17 protein-coding genes, 1 pseudogene and 1 riboswitch are annotated in these 22006 nt (G+C 45.1%); of the genes and pseudogenes, 17 read left to right on the top strand and 1 reads right to left on the bottom strand.

The genetic code is table 11. The features are described from left to right. Window positions 1–4 precede the first annotated feature (4 nt). Window positions 5–151, top strand: a complete 147-nt coding sequence (locus AC6I1H_RS03395; protein ID WP_497739612.1) for a hypothetical protein — start codon at window positions 5–7, stop codon at window positions 149–151. 333 nt (window positions 152–484) lie between these two features. Here AC6I1H_RS03395 and AC6I1H_RS03390 read toward each other — a convergent pair. Further along, window positions 485–767, bottom strand: a pseudogene (locus tag AC6I1H_RS03390) (UPF0236 family transposase-like protein); the annotation flags it as partial. A gap of 135 nt (window positions 768–902) precedes the next feature. On the opposite strand from AC6I1H_RS03390, the gene AC6I1H_RS03385 reads away from it, so the two are divergent. The 16 genes from AC6I1H_RS03385 (at window position 903) to AC6I1H_RS03310 (ending at window position 21923) form a co-directional block, all read left to right on the top strand. Beyond that, window positions 903–2306: a sodium:solute symporter family protein gene (locus AC6I1H_RS03385; RefSeq protein WP_497739611.1), complete on the top strand. Its 1404-nt coding sequence runs from the start codon at window positions 903–905 to the stop codon at window positions 2304–2306. 315 nt (window positions 2307–2621) lie between these two features. Then, a complete protein-coding gene (gene hutH, locus AC6I1H_RS03380) occupies window positions 2622–4157 on the top strand; it encodes a histidine ammonia-lyase (protein ID WP_497739610.1) in 1536 nt (511 codons plus the stop codon). 147 nt (window positions 4158–4304) lie between these two features. After that, window positions 4305–5111: a histidine racemase CntK family protein gene (locus AC6I1H_RS03375; protein ID WP_497739609.1), complete on the top strand. Its 807-nt coding sequence runs from the start codon at window positions 4305–4307 to the stop codon at window positions 5109–5111. A gap of 127 nt (window positions 5112–5238) precedes the next feature. Continuing rightward, the gene (locus AC6I1H_RS03370) at window positions 5239–6525 is read left to right on the top strand and encodes a YjiH family protein (RefSeq protein ID WP_497739608.1); all 1287 of its coding nucleotides are present in this window, start codon (window positions 5239–5241) and stop codon (window positions 6523–6525) included. Window positions 6526–6544: 19 nt separating this feature from the next. Next, the gene (gene hutU, locus AC6I1H_RS03365; RefSeq protein ID WP_497739607.1) at window positions 6545–8197 is read left to right on the top strand and encodes a urocanate hydratase; all 1653 of its coding nucleotides are present in this window, start codon (window positions 6545–6547) and stop codon (window positions 8195–8197) included. 10 nt (window positions 8198–8207) lie between these two features. Beyond that, complete coding sequence (locus AC6I1H_RS03360; RefSeq protein WP_497739606.1) at window positions 8208–9431, top strand: helix-turn-helix domain-containing protein; 1224 nt, start codon at window positions 8208–8210, stop codon at window positions 9429–9431. A gap of 83 nt (window positions 9432–9514) precedes the next feature. After that, window positions 9515–11551: a urocanate hydratase gene (gene hutU, locus AC6I1H_RS03355; protein WP_497739605.1), complete on the top strand. Its 2037-nt coding sequence runs from the start codon at window positions 9515–9517 to the stop codon at window positions 11549–11551. A gap of 74 nt (window positions 11552–11625) precedes the next feature. Next, window positions 11626–12522, top strand: coding sequence for a glutamate formimidoyltransferase (gene ftcD, locus AC6I1H_RS03350; protein WP_497739604.1), 897 nt, complete (start codon window positions 11626–11628; stop codon window positions 12520–12522). 49 nt (window positions 12523–12571) lie between these two features. Next, window positions 12572–13852, top strand: coding sequence for an imidazolonepropionase (hutI, locus tag AC6I1H_RS03345; protein ID WP_497739603.1), 1281 nt, complete (start codon window positions 12572–12574; stop codon window positions 13850–13852). Window positions 13853–13935: 83 nt separating this feature from the next. After that, window positions 13936–15609, top strand: coding sequence for a formate--tetrahydrofolate ligase (locus AC6I1H_RS03340; protein ID WP_497739602.1), 1674 nt, complete (start codon window positions 13936–13938; stop codon window positions 15607–15609). Window positions 15610–15650: 41 nt separating this feature from the next. Beyond that, on the top strand, window positions 15651–16277 hold the full coding sequence (locus AC6I1H_RS03335) for a cyclodeaminase/cyclohydrolase family protein (protein WP_497739601.1): 627 nt from the start codon (window positions 15651–15653) through the stop codon (window positions 16275–16277). 62 nt (window positions 16278–16339) lie between these two features. Then, a riboswitch (THF riboswitch) is annotated at window positions 16340–16443 on the top strand. A 68-nt stretch (window positions 16444–16511) separates the two neighbouring features. Further along, window positions 16512–17045, top strand: coding sequence for a folate family ECF transporter S component (locus AC6I1H_RS03330; protein WP_497739600.1), 534 nt, complete (start codon window positions 16512–16514; stop codon window positions 17043–17045). Between the two features lie 300 nt (window positions 17046–17345). Then, window positions 17346–17738: a 4Fe-4S binding protein gene (locus AC6I1H_RS03325; protein WP_497739599.1), complete on the top strand. Its 393-nt coding sequence runs from the start codon at window positions 17346–17348 to the stop codon at window positions 17736–17738. A gap of 19 nt (window positions 17739–17757) precedes the next feature. Next, a complete protein-coding gene (locus tag AC6I1H_RS03320; protein ID WP_497739598.1) occupies window positions 17758–19917 on the top strand; it encodes an aldehyde ferredoxin oxidoreductase family protein in 2160 nt (719 codons plus the stop codon). 85 nt (window positions 19918–20002) lie between these two features. Continuing rightward, on the top strand, window positions 20003–20200 hold the full coding sequence (gene thiS / locus AC6I1H_RS03315; RefSeq protein ID WP_497739597.1) for a sulfur carrier protein ThiS: 198 nt from the start codon (window positions 20003–20005) through the stop codon (window positions 20198–20200). Window positions 20201–20636: 436 nt separating this feature from the next. Continuing rightward, the gene (locus AC6I1H_RS03310; protein ID WP_497739596.1) at window positions 20637–21923 is read left to right on the top strand and encodes a [Fe-Fe] hydrogenase large subunit C-terminal domain-containing protein; all 1287 of its coding nucleotides are present in this window, start codon (window positions 20637–20639) and stop codon (window positions 21921–21923) included. The last annotated feature ends 83 nt before the right edge of the window (window positions 21924–22006 follow it).

The following is a 22006-nucleotide window of genomic DNA, read 5'->3' as shown; positions in this document are numbered from 1 at the left end:
TAGCATGGGTAGTAATTCTAATGGTGGAGACTCGTTACCAATAAATCCCAGCATTGGTGCACCGGCAAGATATTTATTCAGCATGGCTAGAGATGGAGTATTATCGCCGATTTTTGCAAAACTCCATGAAAAGTATAAAGCCCGTATGTAGCGGAGACATCCGAATTTATCCAGACCATACAAAGCCCCCGCCGGAATAGCGGGTGCGCTGATAAGCATCATCGCTTATCTAATAATGATGACACAGCTGCCGAAAGATGGTATAAAAACAGGCATTATATAGTGCGCTGTGGGGCTCGCGTTTTGTTTCATAAGAAATTATGCAAAAAAAGGATCTGATAATACACCAGATGTGAAAGAAGAAGATATATTGAGAGAAATTATCCCGGAAATGCCGTCATAGCCTGTTATGGATCAGTTAAATAAAGATACCGCCTATGGAAAAACATTGTAGGCATTGCTTTTTTAGCTGCACTATTGCTTTATGTTTTTCCTTATATGTGATATCTCCAAATTCTGTTGTCACTGTCCTTTGAAAGTCTTTTTGAACCACCATCCAGTTTTCCTTTTCTTGTTTTTTCTTTATATATTTTTTTATCATATATTTTTTTATCAAGTTCGTGAAGTATTTCTGTACAGATTTCTCCCCAGATCATTTAACATTTTTTCGGTTCCATTTTAAATTATGGATAGGTATATTTACCATCCAGCAAGTCAATTATTTTTTCTCCGGTAAGTATCTTTATTATATTAAATTGGTAACATATTAATACAGAAAATTCATACAACAGCAAAATAATGCTAATTTTTAAGTTTTAGTTTAGAGGAAAATATATAATTATATAGAAAAAAAATTAAAATAAAAATTAAAAACATAAATTAAATTAAGGGGGAAGATGGGAATGATTCTGTTTATTGTGATTCTTTACATGGCTTTAATGTTATTTATAGGTTGGTGGTGCAGTAAATATTATATCAATGGCATGACAGATTTCCTGCTGGCTGGCAGGAGGCTCGGGATATGGCTCCTGGCCGGAACGCTGGCGGCCACCCATTTTGGCGGAGGGGCCGTCATGGGTGGAGGTGAATATGGTTTTAATTATGGTATATCCGGTGCATGGTACGGCGTATCCTGCGGTATAGGTTTATTACTCCTGGCATTTATGACGGCCAGCAAATTCAGAGACCTGTCCCTATACACGGTACCTGATTATCTTGAACAAAGATATGGTGGCAAGACAGTTAGGGTCCTCGGAGCAATACTTTCATTGATAGCTCTTGTTGGCATCCTTGCGGCCCAGGTACTTTCAGCAAAAGGTGCACTGGGTATTCTTGGCATAAAAGGTAATGCCGGAGCAATCATAGCCACGTTGGTGTTTATAGTCTATACTACTTCGGGGGGATTATGGGCTGCTACCATTACAGACTTCGTTCAAATAATACTTGCTGCAGTTGGCGTTATTATAGCCAGCGCCGTGGTTTTAGCAAAAACCGGCGGATTTGGCGGGCTTTCTACAATGCTTGCGACAAAAGGTGTCGAAGCAGGTTACTTTAATATCTGGGGCATGGGTACAGCCAGCATTATGTGGGTTTTACTTCCCACTGTAATGTATACCCTCATAGGTCAGGATTTTTACCAGAGGCTTTTTGCTGCAAAAGACGCAAAAGTTGCAAGAAATGCTTCAATCGTGGGTGGGATAGTACTTGTAATCGTGAGCTTCTTCCCAGCTATCATAGGTATGGGTGCCAGAGCCCTTTCAAATATTGATGAGGCCGGCATGTCGGTACCATGGGTTATGGAAAACCTACTGCATCCGGTAATAGGCGGCATTGTGCTGGCGGCAATATTAGCTGCCATCATGTCTACTGCCGATTCTCTTTTAACTGCGGCCGCTTCTCATGTAGTAAAAGACCTTTGGGTAGAGACTTTCAAGCTAGATGAAGTAAGAGATGAAAAGAGACTTCTTAATATTTCAAGAAACTTTACTTTTTTAATCGGTATATTGTCTTTGATAATAGCTCTGCTGGTGCCTGGGATAATCGATGCCCTTATTTATTCATATACCATGTATACCGCCGGGGTATTTATCCCCGTAATTGGCGGGGTCTTATGGAAAGGTGCTACCAGGGCCGGTGCCCTATCATCCCTTATAGGTGGTTCAATAGTGGCCCTTTGGGGAATACTTTCTAAAGCCAATATTTTTGGCGCACCGGCAGAAATATATGCTGCCCTGGTTTCACTGGTGATCTTTGTGGTGGTGTCACTAGCCACCCAGAAAAAGCCGGTCGATGGAATAACGAAGTAAATTCGTGTAGCTTATTTCTATATCAGAAAAATCCATGCCGTACAGAGGTATAAAACTGCATATATAAAATTTCAAAACCAACTAAATAGGTTTTAAGGGAAACCCCTTCGAGATTTGAGACTCGAGTTTCGAAATGAACATCGAAAAGGGTTTCCCTTAATTCACTTTTAAGGGTCATTTACGATGTTAAAGTATCACAGTATCTCTATATTAATTAATAAAAAAATATCTGTTTTGCCGGCTAGTCTATGTAAAAATAAAATCTTTCCACTAATTTCATGCGGAAAATGGAAAAATATTGGGAGGTTAACCAACATGATAGTAAATGGAGAAAACTTAACTATTCAAGATGTAGTAAGAGTTGCGGTAATGGGAGAAAAGGTACAACTTTCACCCGAATCCATACAAAAAATCGAAAAATCCAGGAAGTATGTGGAACAAATCATACAAAGAGACGATATAGTTTACGGTGTGACGACAGGATTTGGGAAATTCTGCAATGTGGTCATATCTCCGGAAGATACCAGAAAGCTCCAGCTAAATCTCATTAGGAGTCATTCCGTAGGAATCGGTGAGTATTTCCCTGAAGAAGTGGTGAGGGCTATGATGCTTTTAAGGATAAATGCTCTTGCCAAAGGGTATTCGGGTATAAGGCTTTCTACATTGAAAACTTTGCTGGATATGCTAAATAAAGGGGTAATACCCCGGGTGCCAAGTCAGGGGTCACTGGGAGCCAGTGGCGACCTTGTTCCTTTGGCACATATGGTTCTTGTAATGATCGGTGAAGGTGAAGCAGTGTATAAAGGAGAAGTCTTGCCCGGGGAAAAGGCGATGGAAATAGCAGGAATAAAGCCCATAGCTCTGGAAGCTAAGGAAGGCCTTGCCCTCATCAACGGCACTCAGGCTATGTCGGCAGTGGGGAGTTTGGCCCTGGCTAAAGCTGTCAATCTTTCCAAAACTGCCGATATATGTGGGGCTTTGACTCTTGAGGCTTTAAACGGCATCATAGACGCATTTGATGAAAAGGTACAGACGGTAAGGCCACATTCCGGACAAAAGTTATGCGCCGCTAACATAAAAAAGTTGCTGGAAGGCAGTGAATTTATTACCAGACAGGGTGAGTTTAAAGTCCAGGATGCTTATGTTTTGCGATGCATCCCCCAGGTCCATGGAGCAGTGAAAGATGCCCTCTCCCATGTGAAAAATGTTATAGAAATTGAAATAAATTCCGCCACTGATAATCCCCTCATTTTCCCGGATGACTCAGCAGTAATTTCCGGTGGAAATTTCCATGGAGAACCTGTGGCCATAAATATGGATTATATGGGTATAGCCGTTTCAGAACTAGCCGGTATATCCGAGCGTCGCATAGAGCGTCTGGTGAATCCCAACTTAAATGAAGGCTTGCCCGCTTTTTTGACCGGACACGGCGGCCTAAACTCAGGACTCATGATAAGCCAGTACACCGCAGCATCGCTGGTGTCGGAAAATAAGGTTTTAGCACATCCGGCCAGCGTTGATTCCATTCCTTCCTCGGCAAACCAGGAAGACCATGTTAGCATGGGTACTATAGCGGCAAGAAAGGCCATGAAGATAGTGGAGAACACCCAAAATGTGCTGGCCATCGAGCTTTTATGTGCAACACAGGCTATAGATTTGAGAAGAGCAAAGATGGGTCGTTCTAAAAAACTTGGCAAAGGGACCCAGGTCGTATATGAATTGGTGAGAAAACAAGTACCTCAAATAGTAGAAGACAGAATATTGAGTGATGGTGTTAAAACCCTGGCAAAGTTGGTAGATAGTGGGCAATTGGCTAGAGCCGTAGAAGAATGGGTAGGTGAATTGGGATAACCCTGGCAAAATTGCCGGACAATTAACAAGGTGCCCGGCAATTCTTTATGTAACTGTTATTCCGGATTCTGATATATGTTCAAAAATCTCTGTTATATAAAAAAAGTTATGGTATGATTTTTTATAACAGGCTTAGGGAGTGAGGTTATGAAATTAAATTTCATTAAAATGAGTCCTTGTCAAAACACCACGGTGCTTGTTACGGAATATTGCCCGAAGAAATACTATATTGCGGTAGCCGGGCAAGCCATGAGCTATGACAGTCTATGTGCCGAACAGGTGGGATTTATTGTGCCGCCTAAAAACGCAGATTCGGTTTTGGGCATGGAGATGGCCGGAGGTGAATTTTGTGGTAACGCCAGCCTTTGTGCAGCCGTCTATGTGAGATATAGTGGAATTTACGAAAAAGACGATTTTTTTATAGATGTGTCAGGTGCAAGTGACCCTTTAAGATGTCGTGTGGAGGAAAAATCCAATTATGTTTATAGCGCAAAATGTGAGATGCCTTTTCCCATTTCGGTTAAAGATGCAAACATTGAAATTAACAAGAAAAAGATAAAAGGGAGTATCATAGATTTTAAGGGAATATCACATTTTATATTTAATTCATGGCGCGATTTTAATGATTATGATAAAGTTATAGATCTCCTTAAATCAAAAATAGAATCTGATGCCATCGGTATTGTCCCGTACATTGAACTGGGGAAAGGAGAATACGAGATAAAGCCTTATGTCTATGTTAGGTCCACCCAAAGCCACGTTTTTGAAAAAGGTTGTGGTTCGGGGAGCATGGCATTGGGGGTATACCTAAAAAAATATATGGGTTTAAGAGGTAAAATCGGGGTGATGCAGCCGGGAGGTACTATAGGTGTTGAAGTAGGAGATAAAAACTTTATATCCACCAAAGTTAAGATAACTTGTGAGGGATCTATATTGATATATATAGACAAGTAATAAAGATAATTTAGCAAAAATATGCTGTTTTAATATTATTTTATATGAAGGATTTGCAAGATTTTTTATTTAATATATAATCCAGTTCATTATTTTATTAAAAAATATAATATTTGGAGGGATTTATATGGATAGGTCCAAAGCTGCGTGGAAGTTTGTTGTTTACAGTGCTATCGGATTTTTTATGTTCTTTATCCCTATCAAGCTCAACGGAAGTTCTTCTATTCCTCTTGATCATGTGGTTACAGGGTTAAGGCAAGCTCTTCCTGGACTCGCACTACTTTATGGTCTTATTGTTACAATCATCGGCGGTGTAATGCCATGGCTCAATGGGACTTGGAAAAAATCCACGGTAGATAGGGTATTTTCGGTGTTCAAGGTTGCGGGCATAGTTATAGCCTTTATGGTATATTTAAAGATAGGGCCCGCATGGATGATGGACCCGGATATGGGGCCGTTTCTTTTCAATAAATTGGTGGTACCGGTGGGTATGATAGTACCAATAGGGTCCGTATTCCTGGCTTTTTTGGTTAGCTATGGCCTTATGGAATTTGTGGGAACCCTCTTAAGACCAGTAATGCGAACTATTTGGAAAACACCTGGAAGATCTGCAGTAGATGCCGTTGCATCTTTCGTTGGAAGTTATTCGATAGCTTTATTGATAACAAATAAAGTGTTCAAGGAAGGTAAATATACTATCAAAGAAGCGGCCATAATTGCTACCGGATTTTCCACGGTTTCTGCAACCTTTATGATAATAGTAGCAAAGACCCTTAAAATAATGGATATGTGGAATATATATTTTTGGGCAACTCTTGTTATTACATTTGTAGTAACTGCCATTACCGCCCGCTTGTGGCCGTTGGCTGCCAAGTCAAATGAATATGTGGGTGAAGCCTCTCCTGAAAAAGAGGAAAAAGGTAACCTTTTAGCTAGCGCTTGGGATGAAGCCCTAAAAGTGGCCGATGTAGCTCCAGGGATTTGGGATAATATTGTAAAAAATATAAAAGATGGTTTCAGGATGGCTACATCAATACTACCGACCATAATGTCTATAGGACTTCTTGGGCTTGTACTGGCAGAATTTACACCAATATTTGATTGGATAGGATGGATATATTATCCCTTTACGGCACTATTGCGCATTCCTGAACCTTTCCTGGCGGCCAAAGCTTCTGCCGTAGAGGTAGCGGAAATGTTCCTCCCCGCATTATTAACAGTAAGCGCGCCTCTGGCGACAAAGTTCGTGGTAGCTGTAGTATCCGTATCAGCAATACTATTTTTCTCGGCTTCGATACCGTGTATACTTTCTACTGAAATCCCCTTGACCATAAGCGAGATAATGATAATATGGATAGAAAGGACCATACTCTCGATTATATTTGCCGGTGTACTGGCGATGATATTGTTTTAAAAATATGACACTAAAGGAAATGAATCTCATGGATATTGTAAAATCTCCTATAGGAAATAAAATTACTTGTAAAGGCTGGCAGCAGGAGGGGCTTTTGAGGCTCCTCCTCAATTGCCTCGATCCGGATATCGCCAAAGCTCCGGAGGAGCTAGTGGCCTATGGCGGTCGGGGCAAAGTGGCAAGGGATATAGAGTCTTTAAAGGCCATCGTAAATGCTTTGATGAATCTTGAAAACGATGAGACTCTGCTCATTCAATCAGGAAAACCCGTGGGAGTTTTCAGGACTTTTGAATACGCCCCCAGGGTCATTATGGCAGGGGCGTTGCTGGTGCCCCACTGGTCCAACTGGGAGTACTTCCATAAGCTGGAGGAAAAGGGTTTAACGGCTTACGGGCAGTCGACCGCCGGTTCCTGGGCTTACATCGGAACCCAGGGGATACTGCAGGGCACGTGGGAGACTTTTGGCCAGGTGGCCAAAAGGCACTTTGGAGGTACTCTTAAAGGAAAAATGGTGCTCACCTCGGGATTGGGGGAGATGGGCAGTGCCCAGCCGCTGGCCATTGCCGCCAACGGAGGTGTTGCCATTGTGGCCGATGCGGACAGGAGCATAGTTAAAAAACGGCTGATGTCAAGTGTCATCGATATTATGGCCGATTCTCTGGAAGAGGCGCTGAAAATAGCGAAAGAATATATAACAAGAGAAGAGCCCGTATCCATAGGAGTGTGCGGCAATGCGGCTGATGTATATGGATATTTTGTAAGCCATAAAATTACTCCCGATGTGGTAACGGATCAAACACCGGCCCATGATCTGGAAAGCTATATACCATCGGGACTTTCGCCCCGAGAAGCGCACCTACTGGCTGAGGAAGACCCAGAACGATATGAGAAAATGGTTATGGAAACCATAAGGCGTCATGTAAGGGCCATGGTGGAACTTAAGAACATGGGAGCGGTGGTGTTCGATTATGGCAACAACCTGAGAGAGCAGGGGCGAAGGGCAGGCATTGAAGATGCTTTTTGTTTTCCGGGATTTGCTGCGGAGTACATCAGGCCGCTCTTTTGTGAAGGGAGAGGGCCTTTCAGGTGGGTAGCATTGTCGGGAGATCCTGAAGATATTTACAAGACCGATGAGGTAATCCTGTCGCTTTTTAAAGGAGACACAAGGCTTCACGACTGGCTGAATTTTGTGGAAAGAAGATTTATGTTCCACGGTTTGCCGGCACGGGTATGCTGGCTCAATTATAAGGAGAGATCGGTTTTTGGGAAAATTATAAACGAGATGGTGGCGTCGGGGAAATTAAAAGCCCCCATAGCCATTACAAGAGATCATATGGATGCGGCAGCGGTGGCTTCGCCTTTCAGGGAGACCGAAAACATGAAAGACGGCAGCGACGCCGTTGCAGACTGGCCGGTGCTCAATGCCCTTTTAAACTGCAGTTCCGGAGCCACGCTGGTAGGAATATATCAAGGAGGTGGGGTGGGTATTGGATATTCCATCCACTCCGGAATGACGGTGATTGCCGACGGCACGGAACAGGCGCAAAATAGGCTGGATCATGTCCTGAAGGCAGATCCCGCTCTTGGAGTCATACGTTATGCCGATGCCGGCTATGATGTGGCAAGAGAGATAATAAAAGACTCCGATTTTCCCGCAAAAGTTGTGAACTGAGGTGAGCGGGATGGGCGACTTTTTGAAGGATTATGCCAGGAAGGGGTTCCTCAAGGACCTGCTTTTCAATGATATTGTCAGCGTAAGGGATATATGGGAACTGCAAAAGATATTGAATATTGAGCATTTACCTGATGCAGTAATGGTGATAACCATAGACAACTATTATTCCGATACCATAAATAAAAGCGAAATCCAGAAACAGGCCATCAGGGTAAAAGTATACGAGTGCCTGAAAAGGTGTGCGGAAGAGCTCGATGCCATGGTGGTTAACATGGAGGAAAACCTGTTTGCGGTTTTATTCAGGATTGAAAAGGATAGGGTGTCGGAAGTTGAATACAGTGTAAACGCTGGTGCTTATTTGAAGGAACGGGTGGAAAGGGAGACCGGAATATCTGTTTCCGCAGGTATAGGCCGAAGGTATAAAGACATTATGGATCTGCACCTTTCATACAAAGAAGCCCTTTCAGCCTGCCATCATAAATTCTTCCTGGGCAAAAGCCAGGTGATCCACATCGATAATGTGCTCCCCTTTTCAGAAGATCTGGGCCTTTATTCCGTGGAAGTGGAATCCCAGCTCTCAGTGCGGGTGCTGGCCTGCGATGAGGAAGGAGCCATAAACATTCTCCGGGAACTGATGGGAGACACCCTGCAGCAAAAGGCCATAAATCCTCTGACGATGAAAACCCGGCTTATAGAGATTATAACCACTCTTATGAGGGTGGCGGTGGAGGCCGGGGCCGACCAGGAGAATCTTGCGGTGTTGAGCGGCAAATGCGTGGAAGGAATTTTAAAGAGCGATACAATGACAGCCCTTCAAAGTTTGATGCAACAAGCCATAAAGGGTGTCATTCAGGAAGTCTATCAGGGTCGCAAGCGCATGAATCTCGAAGTCTTTGAAAAGGCTCTAAATTATATCCGAGATAATTTCAAAAAGCCCATTACTCTGGAGGAAGTATCCGACCATGTCCATATAAGTCCCTACTATTTCAGCCATGGGTTTAAAAATTTCACCGGCATGAACTTTATCGATTATGTTACAAAGCTCCGCATAGATGAGGCCAAGAAGCTACTCCTGACTACGGATATGAGCGTAGGCGATGTAGGAAAGCAGGTGGGGTATTATGACCCCAATTATTTCGGCAGAGTTTTTAAAAACGTAGTGGGAATGCCCCCCAGCAAATTCAAGGTAAGCAAAAAAGTCCGCCTGGAAAGAATTTTTTCCGAAGGTTAAAGCTTTTTAAATATAGTATATATTTATGTAGCAAGCAAAACCGCAATGGGTTTGAAAATATTTTAGGGGGAGGAAATATTTGGATGCTAAGCAATTTTGACATATCAAAAGCTATGACGGTAAAACTGGACGATGAGTTGCCGGAAATGCCGGATTTTGTGGAGGGGATAAGGAGGGCGCCGGCCAGAGATTTCCGCCTTTCAAAGGAACAGACAAAAATTGCCCTGAAAAATGCGCTCCGATATGTGCCGGAAAAATACCATGAAAAGCTTGCTCCGGAATTTTTAAACGAGCTGATGACCCGGGGAAGGATCTATGCTTACAGGTTCAGGCCCGCAGGCAGGATTTACGGAAAACCTATAGACGAATATAAAGGCAAATGCCTTGCGGGTAAAGCCTTCCAGGTAATGATAGACAATAACCTTGATTTTGAGGTGGCCTTATACCCCTATGAACTGGTGACATACGGGGAAACGGGCAGCGTGTGCCAGAACTGGATGCAGTACAGACTGATAAAGAAGTATCTCGAAGTCCTGACCGAAGACCAGACCCTGGTCATCGAGTCGGGCCATCCGGTGGGGCTTTTCCCTTCAAAGCCCGATGCCCCAAGGGTAATTATCACCAATGCCCTGATGGTGGGTATGTTCGATAACCAGGATGACTGGGAAATTGCCGAAGAAATGGGTGTGGCCAATTACGGGCAGATGACCGCCGGAGGTTGGATGTACATTGGCCCTCAGGGCATCGTCCACGGCACCTTCAACACCCTTTTGAACGCCGGTAGGTTGAAACTGGGAATACCCCACGATAAGGATTTGAGAGGATATTTGTTTGTGTCTTCGGGCCTCGGCGGTATGAGCGGCGCCCAGGCTAAAGCCGTGGAAATAGCCGGGGGAGTCGGCATTATAGCCGAGGTGGATTACTCGCGGATTAAGACCCGCAAGTCCCAGGGGTGGGTGAGCAGGGTATCCTCCGATTTGGAAGAGGTTTTCAGGATAGCCCGCGAATATTTGCAGAAAAAAGAGCCCCTTTCCATAGCGTACTATGGAAATGTTGTAGATCTTCTTGAATACATCGTCAAAAACAATATAAAAGTCGACCTGCTGTCGGACCAGACTTCCTGCCACGTGCCCTATGATGGCGGATACTGCCCCCAGGGACTCACTTTTGATGAGAGGACCCGGATGCTCGCTGAAGACAGGGAGAAATTCCGGGAATTGGTGAATAAGAGTTTGAGGCATCACTTTGAATTGATCAAGACCCTGGTTGACAGAGGCACTTATTTCTTCGATTACGGTAATTCCTTCATGAAAGCAGTGTATGATGCCGGTGTCAGGGAAATTTCCAAAAACGGCGTTGATGAGAAAGACGGCTTCATATTCCCATCCTATGTGGAGGATATAATGGGACCGGAACTATTTGATTACGGCTATGGGCCCTTCAGATGGGTGTGCCTTAGCGGAAAGCATGAAGATCTTATAAAAACGGACAGGGCGGCCATGGAGTGCATCGATCCCAGCAGGCGGGGCCAGGACCGGGACAATTATATATGGATCCGCGATGCCGAAAAGAACAACCTGGTGGTGGGAACCCAGGCCAGGATCTTATACCAGGATGCCGAAGGAAGGGTCAGGATAGCCCTCAAGTTCAATGAGATGGTGAGAAACGGTGAAATCGGGCCGGTGATGCTGGGGAGAGACCATCACGATGTGAGCGGTGCCGATTCGCCTTTCCGGGAAACGGCAAACATCAAGGATGGAAGCAATATCATGGCAGATATGGCCACCCAATGTTTTGCCGGAAATGCCGCCAGGGGCATGACCCTTGTGACCCTTCATAACGGGGGTGGCGTTGGCATAGGTAAGGCTATCAACGGCGGTTTTGGACTACTGCTGGACGGAAGCCAGAAAACCGACAATATCATAAAATCTGCCCTGCTCTGGGATGTCATGGGCGGCGTGGCCCGGAGGTCCTGGGCCAGGAATCCACATTCCATAGAGACCGCCGTGGAATTCAATAAAAATTATCGTGGTCTCGGCCACATAACGATTCCTTATATTCCCGACCAAAAGCTTATTGATGAAGTCGTAGAAAAGGGGTTAGGAGAATCTACCAAGTAATTTCTGCCCGGCGGGCATCGCCACCCGCCGGGATTGCTTTAATACAATAAAATGTTGAAACTGGAGGAATGAAGATGGGTTCAATAGTAGAATGTATTCCAAACTTTAGCGAGGGCCGGAGGACTGAAATTATGGAAGCCATCGCCGGTGCGATAAAATCGGTGGACGGCATCCGGCTTTTGAATTATTCTTCTGACCAGAGCCACAACCGCAGCGTTTTTACATTCATAGGGGCTCCGGAATCTGTTAAAGAGGCGGCTTTTAAAGGAGCCGAGAAGGCAGCGGAACTCATCGATATGACAAAACACAAAGGGGAACATCCCCGCATGGGTGCCGTGGATGTAATACCTTTCGTGCCCGTAAAAAATGTAACGATGGAAGAGTGCATAAAATTGTCAAAGGAGCTAGGCGAAAGGATCGCCCGGGAGCTTTCCATTCCCGTATTTTTATATGAAGAATCAGCCACCAGACCCGAGCGCAGGAATCTGGCGGATATAAGGCGGGGGGAGTTTGAAGGAATGGCCGAGAAAATAAAAGACCCCGTATGGGCGCCGGACTTTGGAAAGGCCGAGATTCATCCTACCGCGGGAGCTGTTGCTGTTGGCGCCCGCATGCCCCTGATAGCGTACAATGTAAATTTGGGCACAACGGATATTAATATTGCCAAACAGATAGCCAGAATTATCCGTGAAAGCAGCGGAGGTCTCAAGTATGTCAAGGCCATAGGAGTGATGCTGGAAGACAGGAACCTGGCCCAGGTCTCTATAAACATGACCAACTATGAGAAGACTTCACTTTACAGAGTTTTTGAGCTAATTCGCACAGAAGCCAGGAGATACGGTGTCCACATTGTGGGCAGTGAAATCGTGGGGCTCACCCCCATGAATGCATTGATAGATGTGGCAAAATACTACCTGCAGCTGGAAGGATTTGATGATAAAAAGCAAGTGCTGGAAAACTATCTGCTCTGAAAAAACTTGCCTTTATAAAAAACATTTTTATAAACTTTAGAGGTGAATCATGAATAATTTTTATGATATGATAGTAAAAAATATAGGTCTGCTGGCTACGCCGGAGGGCAAATGTGCGAAGAAAGGCAAAGATCAGGGCAGAATAAAATTTATGGAAAATGCCTTTATAGCCATTGATGGGGAAACCATAAGCGAAGTAGGTGCTGGGGAACAGCTGAAAGCACTTGAAAACCAGGGGAGGATTTGCAGCAAAACCAGAATTGTAGATGCTGGTGGCAGTCTTGTGACACCTGGCCTGGTGGACCCGCACACTCACCTTATCTTTTCTGGATGGCGGCAAAAGGAGCTTTCCCTCAAACTCAAAGGTATGAGCTATCTTGAGATCCTGAAGATGGGCGGGGGGATCCTAAATACCGTAAAAAATACCCGCCGGGCAAGTTTAGATGAACTGATAGAATATGGCAGAAAGGCCCTGGACAGAATGATGGCCCACGGCACCACTACCTGTGAGGCCAAGAGCGGATACGGGCTGAATGTGGAAGACGAGATAAAATCGCTGAAAGCCATCCGGGAACTGAATGCGATTCATCCTGTGGAGCTGGTGCCCACTTTTATGGGTGCCCATGCAGTGCCGGAAGAATACAATGGAAAAACGGCGGAGTATTTAGACTTAATAAATAGTGAAATGCTTCCGAAAGTGGCCGAAGAGCATCTTGCGGAGTTTTGCGACGTTTTCTGCGAGCAGGAGGTATTTAGTGTAAATGAATCCAGGGAGATTCTGGAGTGCGGCAAAAATCACGGTCTAATCCCGAAGGTCCATGCCGATGAAATAACCTCCCTGGGAGGAGCAAGCCTTGCGGCAGAAGTGGGAGCCATTTCCGCCGATCACTTAATCCATGCTTCCGATGAGGGTCTTTTTGCCATGGCGGAAAAGAACGTAATTGCGGTGCTTTTGCCGGGCACATCGTTCTTTTTAAATGAGGCTTTCGCCCGGGCCAAGACCATGATGGAAATGGGAATTCCGGTAGCACTGGCCACCGATTTTAATCCCGGTTCATGCCCGACCGAATCCCTGCAGCTTGTGATGAACCTTGCGTGCATCAAATATAGAATGACACCGGAAGAAGTCCTCACTGCGGTGACCCTCAATGCAGCATCGGCCATAAACAGGGCTTCTACCATCGGTAGCATCGAGCCGGGCAAACAGGCGGATATTGTGATATGGAATGCCCCGGACCTGGACTTTATCATCTACCACTTTGGAGTTAACCTGGTAAGAACAGTTATCAAAAAAGGAAAAATCACGGTCAATGACGGACAGATAATATAAGAGCCGGGCCGTCACCAACCACCCAAAGCGACTTTTACACTGGAATCAATATTTATTTTACATGAAAGCAAGGAGGGTTTTCCGTGAAGACAGACATTGAAATTGCCCAGGAATCAAAACTCAAGCCCATAAAAGAAATCGCAAAATCCATCGGCCTTTCGGAGGAAGACATTTCCCTGTACGGCAAGTATAAAGCAAAGGTGGACCACAGGATTCTGAAGAAATTAAACGACAGGAAGGATGGGAAGCTGATCCTTGTCACAGCCATAAACCCTACACCAGCTGGTGAGGGCAAGACCACGACTACGGTGGGCCTGGGGGATGCCATGAAAAAACTCGGCAGGAAAGCGGTGATAGCGCTCAGGGAACCATCCCTCGGCCCTGTCTTCGGAGTGAAGGGCGGTGCCGCCGGTGGCGGGTATGCCCAGGTAGTACCTATGGAGGATATAAATCTGCATTTTACAGGAGATTTTCATGCCATAGGGGCCGCCAACAACCTGCTGGCGGCCATGCTGGACAACCATATCTACCAGGGAAATGCATTGAATATAGATCCCAGGAGAATTACATGGCGTCGCTGCATGGATATGAATGACCGCCAGCTCCGATTTATTGTGGACGGCCTGGGAGGGAAGGCCAACGGTGTTCCCCGGGAGGATGGGTTTGATATAACGGTGGCATCGGAAGTCATGGCAGCGTTCTGCCTTGCTATTAGTTTGCAGGATTTAAAGGAACGCCTTTCAAAAATAATTGTGGCCTATACGTATGACGGCAAACCAGTGACGGCAGGGGATTTAAAGGCTGAGGGAGCCATGGCGGTTCTATTAAAAGAAGCCATAAACCCCAACCTTGTTCAGACCATCGAGCATACTCCTGCTTTCATCCATGGCGGTCCTTTTGCCAATATAGCCCATGGCTGCAACAGCTTGATTGCCACAAAGCTGGCGCTTAAACTGGCGGATTACGTGGTGACCGAGGCAGGATTCGGTGCGGACCTGGGTGCCGAAAAATTCGTAGATATCAAGTGCCGCCTTGGAGGAATAAAACCCGATGCTGCTGTCCTGGTAGCAAGCATAAGAGCCCTGAAACACCACGGCGGGGCTTCAAAACAGGAACTTTCAAAAGAAAATCTACCGGCCCTTGAAAAAGGAATACCAAATATGATAAAACATATAGAAAATATAAAAAATCAGTATGGTCTCCCGGTGGCGGTGGCCATAAACCGCTTCCCTTCCGATAGCGAAGAGGAGCTCAATATGGTCTTTGATGCATGCAAGACTATGAATGTACCTGCAGCCGTCTCCGAAGTCTTTACAAAAGGCTCCGAAGGTGGCATTGATCTGGCTGAAAAAGTATTAAAATTGATTGAAAAAGGGCAAAATGAATTTAAATTCGTATATCCCCTCGATATTAACTTAAAAGACAAAATTGAAACCATAGCCAGAAATGTCTACGGAGCCGAAGGCGTGGATTTTACCCGGGAAGCGGAAAAGGAGATAGAAAATCTGGAAGCTCTGGGTTACAGGCATTTACCCATCTGTATGGCAAAAACCCAGTATTCCCTGTCCGATGACCCCAAGCTTCTTGGAAAACCCGAGAGATTCAGGATTACGGTAAGACAGATTAAAATTTCTGCAGGCGCAGGCTTTATTGTGGCGCTGACCGGCGACATTATGACGATGCCGGGCCTGCCCAAAGTTCCTGCGGCAGAAAAGATAAATATAGATGAAAATGGAAGAATAACTGGTTTATTCTGATTATGATAGCTTTATGATTTTACAAAATAAAGGGGATGAGCATGTTGTTATCTGCGCTTCCGATCAAAGATTTTATATCACTGCTCGCCTCAAAGGAACCCGCCCCCGGAGGCGGGGCCGCTTCTGCACTGGCCGGGGCTATCGGAAATGCCCTTTCCTCCATGGTGGCAAACCTCACTCTCGGCAAACAGAAATTCCAGGGAAAAGAGTCCCTTATGCAGGAGATATTGAGGGAAGGAGAAGAATTGCAGAAAACCCTGATTTCGTTGATTGATAAAGACACCGAAGCCTTTAACCAGGTGGCCGGGGTTTTTAAGATGCCCAAAGAAACCGAAGAACAAAAAGCCGTAAGGAGTAAAGCCATGCAAAAGGCTCTAAAAGAAGCTACCCTGGTTCCATTTAGCATAATGGAAAAAAGCGTTTCAGCCCTTCGCCTTCATGAAAAAGCCCTTTGCAACTCAAACCCTTCCGCAGCAAGCGATCTGGGAGTGGGGGCATTGTGCCTCAAGACCGCTCTGCAAGGCGGCTGGCTCAATGTAATGATAAATTTGAACAGCATCAATGATACTGATTTTGTCCGAGAATATAAAAGTAAAGGCGAAAAGTTATTAAAGGAAGGAATGAAATTAGCCGATAGAATTTATCAACAGGTACTTGAGAATTTATAAAATTAGTGCCCAGGCTTATCTTGCAAAAATATAAAAAGAATGATAAAATGTTGACTAACATGAGCAGAGTAGGTGTCCCGCGTCAAGTGCCGGGGGATGGGACGTTGCCTCCGGACGAAAAGCCAAAAATAAACCGAGCTTGCGGTGGGCCACCGCGTTCGCTGCCACATCAAGAGGAAGCCCTTTCCACCGGTGTGGCAGTTCTGCCATACCTAAAGTGGAAGGAGGCTGAAAATGAAGAAGATTACCACTCGAGAATTGGTCTTTATGGCCTTGCTGGTAAGCCTTAACATTGTTTTAACACGGGTTGCCAGTATTAGGCTGAGTATTGGCGGTGTGGAGGGCATAAGGATTGGCTTTGGAGGGTTTCCGGTAATCCTTGCGGGCATTATGTTTGGTCCTGCCGCAGGAGGAATTGTCGGTGCTATCGGCGACGCAATGGGGTATTATATCAACCCCATGGGGCCATACATGCCTCACTTTACGCTGACGGCAGCGCTCACCGGTATTATCCCCGCAGTGATACTTGCTCCTATAAAAAAACCAGTTCCTTCTTTCTGGCAGCTTCTGCTGGCAATCAGCGTCGGGCAGATAATTACATCAATAATCCTCGTGCCGTATTTTTTGCAAACGCTCTTCAAAATGCCGATGGCTGTAACACTTCCGGGAAGAATTATAGGGCAGGCCATACACGTCCCGGTTTATGCCCTGTTTGCGGAAGTGCTGCTCAAAAGGATAAATATGGTATTGCATTACAATACCCGATAGGCAAATCATTGGTGATAGCAAAGTCTATCACCTTTTTATATGTGCTTGAAACAAAAATTTTGACGAATCGTTTGCTAAACGCTGCACAGCTCTTTTAGCTGCTGCACAGTTATAAAAATTTTTTATATCAGCAGGAAAAATTTAAAATGTATAGAATATAATTATAAAAGAAGTTATTATATTAATGTATTTTAGGTGAACTGGACTACTAAGTAACCTAGATTTTATATGCGGCAGAAGAATCCACAGCGGGCAAGATACTGCCGCAGTTGCTATAAAAATTGGCTGGGGGTGACTTTTATGAAAATTGTGAAAACAAAACCAGAACTCTGCAACGGTTGCGGAGCGTGCATGACAGCGTGTTCAAAAACCCGTTACAAGGTGGAGGACCCGCAAAAATCGGCTATTAGAATTAATGAAAAAGCAGAAAAACCGGGTAGTTTTGAGATTGTTGTATGCAATCACTGCGGCGAATGCATACCAGTTTGCAACACAGAAGCGCTGTACCAGGCCAAGAATGGGACGGTAAGGATTGATGACAAGAAATGCGTGGGATGTTATATTTGTGTGGGCTTTTGTCCAAACAATGCCATGTTTACTCATCCAGACATCAACGAACCCATAAAATGCATCGCCTGCGGTGTATGCACCAGGGTATGTCCCACCGGGGCCATTTACATGGAAGAAAAATAAATTATACGGAGGTGTTAAAATGGTAGGGAACGTAATCGAAATGAAAAAAGCTCATAAACTTCTGGCAAGAATGGATTACGAGTTGGGAAAAGTCGAAAAAGGCTATACCAACCGCACCCTCTATATAAATCTTTCCGACAATACCATAAAATCAAAACCTGTTACTGAGCAAATGAAAGAAATTTTTATAGGCGGCAGGGGGTTCGGATTGTGGTACCTGTGGAATGCCATCACGGATAAAACAAAATGGAACGACCCTGAAAATGAGATAATAATTTCCACCGGGCCCATAGGAGGGACAACGCAGTACCCTGGAGCGGGCAAATCTCTGGTGGTCAGCCTTTCTCCTACAACGGGGTCTGTCATAGATTCCAATGTGGGAGGATATTTTGGCCCTCTCCTGAAGTTTGCTGGATGGGATGCGCTCGAGATTCAGGGCAAGGCTGAAAAAGATGTCATAATATATATTGACGGAAACAACGGATATGTGACCATTGAGGAAGCCCCTGAAGAAGCTGTAGACTCTCATTTAGCGGCAGAACAGTTTACAGCCATGTACGCTGATTCCGAAGAGGATAAAAGGAATGTGGCGGTGGTTTCAGCAGGGCGCGGTGCGGAAAATACACTAATCGGAATGCTCAACTTTTCTTTCTTTGATGTAAAACGCGGTGTGCCCAGATTGAAACAGGCAGGAAGAGGCGGCATAGGTACGGTTTTCAGGGATAAAAAGATAAAAGCTCTAGTGGTAAAATACACGGGTGTAAAGGGAGATACCAATGGTCCCGCCGACAAGCAGAAAATTGTTAACGCGGGTCTCAGACTTCATAAGGAAATCCATGATCTTGATAAGGTGCAAAACCGGATGAGGGAAGTGGGTACGGCTCACCTGACCGAAATAATGAACGACTATGACCTGCTGCCTGTCATGAATTTCCAATACGGTTCCCACCCAGATGCCGTGAAACTTAGCTCCGATATATTCAAAGAAAAATACTTTACCCAGGGGTTGCCGGACGGCTGCTGGTATGGCTGTTCTATGGCGTGCGCCAAAGCGGTGGATAATTTTGAATTAAAAACAGGACCGTACAAAGGGCAAAAAGTATGTGTAGACGCGGCGGAGTATGAGACCATAGCAGGTATAGGTGCCAATTGTGGTATATTTGACCCCGAATATGTAGTAGAAGCCAATTTTTACTGTGATACTTATGGCATTGACAGTATTTCTACGGGTACATTGATGGCTTTTGTCATGGAATGCTATGAGAGGGGAATAATAAACAAGGAGATAACCGGTGGATTGGAGCTTAAATTTGGCAATAAAGAGGCGGCGCTGGAACTGATTCACCAGATGGGCAACGGCTACGGCTTTGGGAAGATCGCCGGGCAGGGCGTGCGCCGAATGAAAAAAATATTCGCCGAAGAATATGGCGCAGATCCGAACCTGCTTAATGACATTGGGATGGAGGTCAAGGGCCTGGAGTGCTCACAATATGTGAGCAAGGAGTCTCTGGCCCAGCAAGGAGGATATGCCCTGGCAAATAAAGGACCGCAGCATGATGAGGCATGGCTCATATTCATGGATATGGTGAACAAGCAGATTCCGACTTTTGAGGATAAAGCCCAGGCGCTGTTTTATTTCCCGCTTTTCAGGACTTGGTTTGGATTGAACGGTCTTTGCAAACTGCCGTGGAATGATATTGAGCCAGCGGATAACGGACTTACCGACGAACCCGCCAAAGTGCCCGAACACGTGAGAAACTATGTGGATATTTTCAATGGCGTTACCGGCAAGAACATTACAAAAGAAGACCTGATCCTGCAATCCGAGAGAGTCTACAATTTCCAGAGAATATTCAACCTTAGAATGGGGTATGGAACGCGAAAATACGATATTCCGCCTTATCGTTTCATGGGACCGGTGACAAAGGAAGAATATGAGTCCAGGGCGGAAAGATACGATAATCAGTTAAAAGAATTGGGATATGAAATAGAAGGAAAGACTGTGGAAGAAAAAATGAAGTTGCTCCGGGAATACAGAGAAGATCAGTATCAAAAACTGTGCGATGCGGTCTATAAGCGCAGAGGATGGACGCAGGATGGCGTGCCCACCCTGGAAACCGTAAAGCGACTGGGCATCGATTTCCCGGATGTTGTGGAACTCATAAGTAAGTTTCAGTGATTAAATCGTTGTTCAAGGTTTATCTAAGACATGAAAGGATCGACATACAGTTCCAGAATGACCGGAATTTGGGAGGTACGGGATTTTGATAAAAGTCAACAAAGAGGACATGGAGTATCAAGAAGGTATGACTGTGGAAGATATTCTACAAAAAAAGAAATACACCTTCCGGATGATAACGGTGATTGTAAATGGCAGGGTGGTGCCCAAAGACCAGTATGCCACATACAGGATAAAGGACGGCGATAACGTTGATGTGGTGCACATCATGAGCGGAGGTTGATGCACACGTCAGATAAAAGGGGGTGTGGTATGAGAGCGGAAACTTCCTCGTGGCTTAAGGCTTATATCAGGGAACATGGCGGAGTCATGAACATTACCCGTCGTATTAACATCCATGGGTGATGAAACGCGTTCTATTCCCCGTCAGGTTTGGCGGGCAAACCAGAAAAGCCGGATAATTTTACAAAATTTAACATAGGAGAAGACATCGAGATATATGTTGACAATGAAGTCTTGAGCAAATTGGAACCAGGAACAAAGGAGCTAAAATTTGTTTTGCCCGAATATGGATGGCAACACTTGACGTTTTTAAAAGAGGATGATGCGTAAGCATCCTTTTTTTTATTACAGCTTGTGATATAAGGCGGATTGTGCTAATATTTTATTTGAATAGTGTGGCAAACATATTCTTACAAATTCAAAGCGAGGTAACAAAATTGAGGGAAGAAAAACTGAAATTAAGGCGGAAGATATACAGGCTGGTGGCGGAACATGCAAAAAAGCTGGATAACCTTCAGGATGTTTACAGTGCCGTGATGGATTCTATTGGCGAGGACATAAATCGGGAAGAAGCTGAAGCCAGAGTAAGGGCTGCTCTTGGTACCTTCGAGGAAGGTGAAATTCCCAAAGAGGTGGATTTTCCTTTCATATCAGTTATAGAAAAGGCCTGTGATAGGTATGATGAAAACTGCGGCTGCCATATGTCTTGCGAACCCGGAGCCATTAAAAGGGATGAGAGGGGAAAACCTGCCATAGATATTGACAAATGCCTTTCCTGCGGGCTTTGTATAGTGGCATGTCCCGAAGGCGCCATTGCGGACAAAACCGAAATAGCCCAGACAATAGATTTAATTAAAAAGCATAAAAGGGTCTATGCCGTGCTGGCGCCCGCCTTTGCAGGGCAATTCGGCCCGGATGTAAGTGAAGGGCAAATAAAGACGGCGCTTTTAATGCTGGGATTTTATGATGTGCTGGAAGTTGCTTTGGGAGCCGATATGATTACGGTAAAGGAAGCGGAAGAATTTTTGCGCCGCATGGATCGGGGGGATAAATTCATGATAACCTCCTGCTGTTGTCCTCCCTTTGTGCGCATGGCCAAAGGCTACAGGCCGAAGATAGCCGGCCTCGTGTCCGACTCGGTTTCACCAATGGTGGCCATCGCCCGGTTTATAAAAGCCGAGGATGAAAATGCAAAAGTTGTCTTTATCGGGCCATGTATTGCAAAAAAGACTGAAGCAAAGCTTCCGGAATTAAAGGATGCGGTGGATTGTGTGCTCACTTTTGAAGAGCTTTCGGCCATTTTTGAAGCATATAAAATTGAACTTGATAAGCTTGAAGTTAAAATGCCGATGACGGATGCATCCCATGACGGAAGGATCTACGGTCATACCGGCGGCGTTTCGACAGCAATCATGGCCAGCATTAAAAACCTCAGGCCTGGTACCAATGTCAAAGCCCGTCATGGCAATGGGATAAAGGAGTGCAAGCAGATACTGGATGCCGTGGAGCAGGGCTTTCTGGAGGCAAATTTTGTGGAGGGCATGGCCTGTATCGGTGGATGTGTGGGCGGTCCCGGGAAACTGGTGAACCCCGAAGAAGGGGCGAGAGCGGTGGATGAATTTGCCCAAAAGAGTGGCGTAAGAGAAGCTGTCGCAAATCAGACTGCAAATATATTATTTCAGAAATATAAAGATAGAGTAAAACTGGAATCGCCGAAGATGTGATCAAATTATGAGACGCCTGCCGCATGAAATATATAGGGTCAGGCTCGCATAAGTACGAAATATTACTTTGCGATGGGGACTAT

This window comes from Biomaibacter sp. TOL (assembly GCF_059717795.1).
This window is presented reverse-complemented; position numbering and strand designations above follow the sequence as displayed.